Here is a 7,205-nt window from a genome sequence, read left to right on the forward strand (position 1 = left end):
GCAACTCAAATTTTTGACAATAAAAAGCCCCGGTTGTGGCGACCGGGGCTTCGTACTCGGGGATGTCTACAATCAACAACCCACGTCCAATGTGAGTTGATTGTAGCCGTTTCCGCTTCTCGTGCGCAACTGTGCAGAGCTTTTTTTTAGGCGGAAATATGAAAATAACGGATTTTTATCAACATTTATTTAACTCTGACCCATTTGAACTACTTGATGCAGCAAATTCTGAGCTAGCTTCCCTGGCTAATTCCGCTGGTATTAACTGGAATGAGTGCTCATCAGAAATTCAATTAACCACTTCTCGTGGTCCTTCTGAAAAATTCACGAAATATACAGGCCATGCACCGGCTGTTACCAGCCCCAAGCTACGCGGCAAGGTTGAGATTTACTCACGCTTAGAATCCACGCCAGACGGCATCAAATACCCATTCGTTAACTTTGTTTCTAAAGGTGCAGACGCAGGTGTATGGAGTGGGCTTCAATTCTTATTTGCCGAGTATCGGCGGTATAAAGAACGGACCACTGGGACCACGGTCCCAATGACAGCTAAAGAGCTTGAAAGAAAGCAACAAGCCGAAGCTAAGCGCATTGAACGTGAGGAACAGAAACGGGTTGCTGAACTTCTTAATAGCCAGCACCGGTCCGCTGACCTACAAGAATATTTAGAATTTCTGCAAGCGTTTGCAGATTCGCCGATTGAAGATGGAACTCACCCTTATGTAGTAAAAAAGGGAATATCTCAAATATTACCAATGACTAATGTCCGTAGAGTTAGCCTCTGGGACCGTGGTCACAATGGCGAAAAATTAACCAGACGCGAATGCATGGCCATTCCCCTATCACACATAGATGGGCGGTTTAGCGGGAAAATTATTGGCTGGCAACGGATATTTAGTAACGGCGCAAAAATCCAAACTCGTGCGGTAGATATGGGAGCTGGCCCAGATGCGCCAGCTCCGTTCTCTGGAAGCTGTCATATTATTGGCAAACTACGTGGGGCTGAACGTGTTTGTGTTGTTGAAGGGTTCGCAACCGGTGCGTCGGTTTACATGGCAGCAAAAAAACGTTTCGATGCCGTTATTGTGGCGGTTGCTGCAAATAACGTGATTAAAGTTGTCGAACAACTCAATTCACTTTATCCAGGAATTGAGATCTGGTGTGCTCTCGATAATGACCAAAAATCAGCTACTGAAGGAAAAGGGAATACCGGTATAAAAACAGGTATTGAAGTAATAAAAAAATTCCCGAACGTTAAATGTACCAGACCGTTATTCAATAAAGATGAAAAAGAATTCAGTGACTTCAATGACTTATTCCAAGCTAAAGGCATAACTGAAACCAATAGGCAGCTCTTTGCTATTGAAAATAGGTTGAAGATATCAGGTAATATTTTTGATGCAGAATTACTGGCATTAAGCGTGGCCCCAACTGCTAAACAGCACCGCCGAGCATTCTCACGCCAGTTAACCGCCTGTATTGATGCAGGTATGATGCTATGCCCATCTAAAATATCACCACAAGAATTGATCCTTTTAATTTGCGCTGAACTTAAAAAGTTAGGTGCGGATGATGCATTCAAAAATACTGTTATCAGCCGAGTTAAACGACGGTTTGAACAAAAATGTCAAAATGCACAGGCTTTCCGGTCATTCAGTGAACGGGTAACTAATGCCGCGCTACGTCCAGATCACATCACATATAAACGGTTTAATACCCCTCAAATCACCCCAGAAGTATTGGCATATATTAAGTCACTACGGGGACCTGTGATTGTTCGGGCTGGCATGGGCTCAGGTAAGTCTAAACACTTGCTTAGACCATTGATGCATGCTGCCGAACGTGGCGTTTCTGTGGCCCACCGCGTCAGCCTGATCGGTGGTCTGTGGGATATGATGACGCGTAACGATCTCGGGCAGCGTATAAAAACTGACATAGTTCACTACGGGGATGAGGGCGCTAAAGATATAGCCCCTTACGCCAACAAAGCAACCATCTGTATCAACAGTACAGTTAAGGGATGCTGGCGGCCATTGATGACTAAGCATGATTTCTTCGGACTGGATGAAGCGACTCAGGGACTCCGGGCAACTTTATCGGGGAAAGCAATGGCCCATCCCGTTGACGTTTTCAACAGGCTAATTGAATCTATCGCGATGACCGATGATCATGCACTTTTAGTCGATGCCGATGCCAGTGACATCCTTGTTGACCTCTGCGAACTGGCGCTGGCCAAACGTGAGCAAGTCGGGCTATCTACATGGACTCAGATACATGTTGTCGAACTTCCTGTAGATGTGACCTATGAAAAAGATGGCAAACGCCAAGCCCGGCGAGTGTTTTATACAGATACCAATAGAATTATCACCGAAATACTAAAAGCTGTTGAGACAGGCGAAAAATTTCTTCTGGCTACTGACTCTACGAACTTTGCCGAGCAGCTGCTATTGCAGTTACGTGACCGCTGGCCAGAAAAGAAGTGGCTTTATGTAAGCCAAGATATGAAACAGGAACAAGAGGTGATTGATTTCACCGATGCGCCTAATCAACGTGCCCCGCTTTATGATGGACTCATTTACAGCCCGGCTATATCGTCAGGTGTATCTATCGAAATACCTCACTTCACACGCCATTTTGGTTCGTTCTGCGGTCAGATTGTTCCTTCAGATGCCATCCAGATGTTACGTCGTGACAGAACAGCGACTGAGTTCATGGTCGGGTTAGGGCAAATTCCTGGACGTAAAGAGGAGAGCGCTGAGAGTATCAAACGAGGATTTCTACAGGCTTTACTCGACACTGCAGATATTAATGATGAATTTACTGATGCAATCTTTGATGGTGATCGGCTATCACTTGGACTGGCTGATACCACCTACGTCAAACTGAAATTTAAAATTGCGGGGATGGAAGCTAAAGCCAGAAATGATTTTGCTAACAACCTGATCTGCATATTACACGCAGATGGCTATAAAGTTTGCCATTTAGCGGAAAACCAACAATTAAGTGACGAAGGGAAAGCCCTACGTAAAAACTCTAAAGAACGCGTCTGGGATCTAACTGTTCTTCGACATCTTGAGGCTGAGACGCCAAGCCAAGAACAACGTGAAGAGTTGCTGTCTAAACGTTCAATTTCAGAAATAGAAAAAGCTCAGCTAACACGCTGGGAGATTGAGAAAGAACTATTGCTGCCAGTCACTGAACCTACACTTAAATTTATTATGGATGCTGGCAAGAAAAAACTAACTCTGGCTGAACTAATGACGATGGACGAATTAACAGCAGCGCGAATTGACCGCGAACAACAAGCTATTGTCTTTACATACCAGTTCAAGCAAAACCATAGAAATGAATTCGTATCGATCACTGCTCTAAACAGAGAACAGGCAGATGACCAGTTCTCTAAAATGCAACCTCAAGTAACAAGTTTTACAGTCCAGACTCGGCCAGTCATGGAAGTAACTCAGCGAACCTTTGCTTCTCTGCATCGTAAAGCCGCCCGAGCCTATTTCTCAACATGCGGAATTGATCCAGATACTGGCAAGGGTGAAGCCACGCAAGAAAGCATGAAAGCCGCAATGGAACAGCTCATGAACAAAGAACGTGCCGAAGAATTTAACAGTGTGCTGAGATTTGGGGGCTATATAAGCCAAAAGGGCAAGCCCAAACGCCCTGAGACAGTTTTCAGACAGATATGTGAGGCATTTGGTTACTCTACCGACAAACGCCGCCTACCGCGCTCTCAGGGCCTTGGGTACGTGTGGTCGATAAATCCCGAGTCGTGGTCATTCATTCATGACATTCTGGCTCGCCGGTCTGATGCTTCCTTATCGTTCTGCAACGATAAACTGGAAGTGCCTGTGGCCGCAGAACCGGATCTAACTTGTGGATCTGATATAGATATAAGATCTCAAGTTGGATCACTTGATAACACTGCGGCCACGGCTATTAAACCAATTGAGGAGGCATGTGCTGGGCTTCCTATCCCGCTTGGTTGGATTCGGGCTGCACTGACACTGGAAGAGTTTAAGCAACTAGCTATGCTGCCGGTCCGCTTAATACAAGCGACGATATCAGGGCTATATATGAGTGAGCACATGGATCAGCTTACTGCCGGGCAGTATGCCGTCCTTAAACGGTTACAGGTGGTTTAGGGCGTAATAAAGAATAACTAGACGAGGTTGTGATGAGTGAAGTGACAATATTACAGACATTGCAGTATCAGGCTCTACAGAGAGCTATCGGCGAGATGAACGCCGCGCTTGAGACAATGCGCGAAGATGATGCTGGTGAATATCCTCTGCTAGCTAAAGTCATTGAGGATTGCATAACAAAACTCAAAGATAATATGTGAGCCTTTTATGGATATTAAACTTGTAGGTGGGCCATATGATGGTGATTGGGTCACAGGCATCAGTGAATTGAATACTGATTATCATCATCATCCAAGATACGTTATCTATCTGTCGGGAAAAATTGAACCTATATTTACCCCAGTAAATGCAGGTTGCGACGCCCCAAAAATAGCCAACATCTTCCCATATAAGCTAGAGCGTGTGTATAAAACGAATATTATATGGCACTACGAATACCACTATCAAGGTCGTTAAGGTGGAGGTACTGTCTCAGTTTAGAGAGGAAAGTCCTACGTTATGACTGACAAGGTTATTTAACGTAAAGTATTGGCAAGTTTGTGGTGATCGTTGGTTGGTAGCTATGGAAAATGGTATGTATTTTAAGATAACTATTAAAGGAAATTTATAGGATGGGTTATCAATATATTGATCCGGAAAGTAAAGGTTATACTAAGTTAAAAATATCGCGCTCTGAACATAACTCTATCTATCTCTATAGAAAGCTGAAATTCTTCACTTATGCTGAATATTATTATAATGGTAAACACCTTCAGGTTTATCATTTTGTTGCCAGATGGTGGGTTATATTAATTGCACTGCCATTTATTATCATCGGTACTTTTACCGATGGATTTCCTAGTACTTTCCGTGAGCTAAAGCGTTATTTTTCACCTAAAAAATACGGGGCATTCACTGGCGATGATGCTCATTTTACCGATAATGATTTTCCAATTGATTATGAACCTGTAATAAAAGCATGGTTGGCACATAAGCGATAAGACTGGGACCATGGTCCCAGCCATTTAGTCTTACATATAGGCTTCCCATGCCTTTTTCATCGCATCCATAACACTGGCCGCATTGCCTTCCCAGCTATATTGCTTGCCAGCAAATTCAAATTTAATTAGCCAAGCGTTTTCACCTCTACGAACTGGTGCTGAAAAGCGAGGTTTTTCTTCGTGCGTATTTTCATCACTATCATCATCTGATATGTCGAACTCGGTGTCGTCTATTTCTTCATCAGTAACGTCTTCCTCTGTTTCATCTTCTTCAGAGTCAGTATCATCAATGTTAATATCAAGCACGAGCGATGGTGGGAGTTCTTCTGGCCTTGCCTGTCCATCATCACCGATCACAACGCCAAGCGCGTCAGCGCACCATGCCATGTATCTGCTGGCTAAGTCATTTCGGCAATTTAAATTTTTCTTGATTTGGTATGCAGTTATTTTTGCTGCAGGATTCTGCACCAGTTGTTCTTTAACCCACTCATGGATACGGACAGCAGCGTCGCCACGTGCAAGGCCAGGCATATCACTGTCAAGATCTTGAAGTGCAGCTAAGCGAGGGTTTTCATTTGAAATATTAGGTGTCCATTTCGGATTGAAATTTACCAGTTTGAATTGTTTATATGCCAGTTGAGTATCTGGGTCGTCATGGCCTAATAATTCAGAGAAGAAAACATCTTCATCGCACTTAGCCCAGCGGGGATCTGTTCTAAACCATTTTTCATATGCTATGCGAGCATAAATTGCACGAGTATCTTTAAATACTCTCCTGTCATCGACAAAGAACTGTTTTGCTGCATCATTTAAAGGTTTAGCTACAAAGCCGTTAATAACAGACAGCTCAGTACGATGTTCATCATGTGCAATTTCTAAATTTTTTAATCGAAGTATTGAGTTATGAGAACGTAAGAACTCTAATCTCTGAATAAATAGTTCTGAGTCAATTAAACTGTATATTTCATAATGCCCACCTGAAACCGCCATTCTTTTTTTAGCCTGACCAGAAAATTTAATGATACTTTTATTTTTGGCTTCAAAATCACCAGTAATTAGTATTTCAATTTGTCTACGACCGCTAGCAGCTGCGAGAGCAAATGCTAAAGGAGCAAGTGATGCCATCGAATCTTCAAAAGCTATATCTGGAAGATGCAGTATGTCAGTCATTCGTTGCATATAGCCGGGATAATCGATAGGTACGATGTTTCGCTTTTTAAAGTGAAGGGCTGCGTCATGCCTAGCTTTTAATGCAGCTCTGTCAGACGGCTGCATCGTTAATGCGTACATAACTTCATGGTTAACTTTTAGAGAATGTAATGCGTTAAGTAGGTCGGTCCCTTGCTCTAACTTTTGTTGTAATTCTGTAGCATCTTCAGTACTAATTAAAGTATCTAGATCATTAGCCCATGATGGGTATATTTTTTTTAAGCTAACTATTTTTTTAGCTGTAGACGGTTTTATTTTTCCTAAGCTACCTATTTTTTCTAATAAATTAACCCCGGATTCAAGATGAGTTATTAATTCTTTAAGTTTTATTCTAACTTCATGAGCGGGTCTATTATCCAGATCTTTTATTGTTTCGCTAAATGCAGGATATTTATTTGAGATAGTTGCTATAGATTGAGGAAAACTATGGTGAAGCCTTTCTTCAAAACGAGAACGTGCTCGACTTAAATATTTATTAAATGTTGTTAACGATATTCTATTCTTCATACCGTTACCACGATATTTCCGCTTATCCATAAACACGGCATTTTTGAACTTTCTGGCCGCGCCCTGGTAACGCCGAGTTTTGTCACCCTGCGCCCGGTCTGATTTTTCTATTTCATCGATCTCTTTAACTAAACCACTAACTAAATCGCGAAAATGGATTTTCATAACGCCTCCAAATAAAAATAATAAGTAACCCATTCACACTATCACAAGAACATTTATTGTTCAACACTTATCGTAACCTATTCCAACAAGTTAATTAAAGTAACCCAATCAACCACTAATAATTAATATATGAATAGGTATCAATAATAGTCACCCATTTCAACATACTACGCGCGTAGTATGTTGAAATGGG

At 42.3% G+C, this 7,205-nt stretch carries 5 protein-coding genes; 4 read left to right on the plus strand and 1 reads right to left on the minus strand.

Annotated features, from left to right (window positions below; all coding sequences use genetic code 11):
- Positions 1 to 158: 158 nt before the first annotated feature.
- From ACNSO8_RS24525 to ACNSO8_RS24540, 4 genes are all read left to right on the plus strand, one after another.
- Complete coding sequence (locus ACNSO8_RS24525) at positions 159 to 4,151, plus strand: plasmid replication protein, CyRepA1 family (RefSeq protein ID WP_418396168.1); 3,993 nt, start codon at positions 159 to 161, stop codon at positions 4,149 to 4,151.
- 32 nt (positions 4,152 to 4,183) lie between these two features.
- On the plus strand, positions 4,184 to 4,351 hold the full coding sequence (locus ACNSO8_RS24530; RefSeq protein WP_418396169.1) for a hypothetical protein: 168 nt from the start codon (positions 4,184 to 4,186) through the stop codon (positions 4,349 to 4,351).
- Positions 4,352 to 4,358: 7 nt separating this feature from the next.
- Complete coding sequence (locus ACNSO8_RS24535; RefSeq protein ID WP_418396170.1) at positions 4,359 to 4,607, plus strand: hypothetical protein; 249 nt, start codon at positions 4,359 to 4,361, stop codon at positions 4,605 to 4,607.
- A 155-nt stretch (positions 4,608 to 4,762) separates the two neighbouring features.
- Positions 4,763 to 5,131 carry a hypothetical protein gene (locus ACNSO8_RS24540; RefSeq protein WP_418396171.1) on the plus strand — a complete coding sequence of 123 codons (369 nt, stop codon included), beginning with the start codon at positions 4,763 to 4,765 and terminating at the stop codon, positions 5,129 to 5,131.
- 30 nt (positions 5,132 to 5,161) lie between these two features.
- Here the strand turns inward: ACNSO8_RS24540 and ACNSO8_RS24545 are convergent, their stop codons facing one another.
- A complete protein-coding gene (locus tag ACNSO8_RS24545) occupies positions 5,162 to 7,012 on the minus strand; it encodes a protelomerase family protein (RefSeq protein ID WP_418396172.1) in 1,851 nt (616 codons plus the stop codon).
- Positions 7,013 to 7,205 lie beyond the last annotated feature (193 nt).

Source organism: Yersinia sp. LJYL362 (assembly GCF_048323875.1).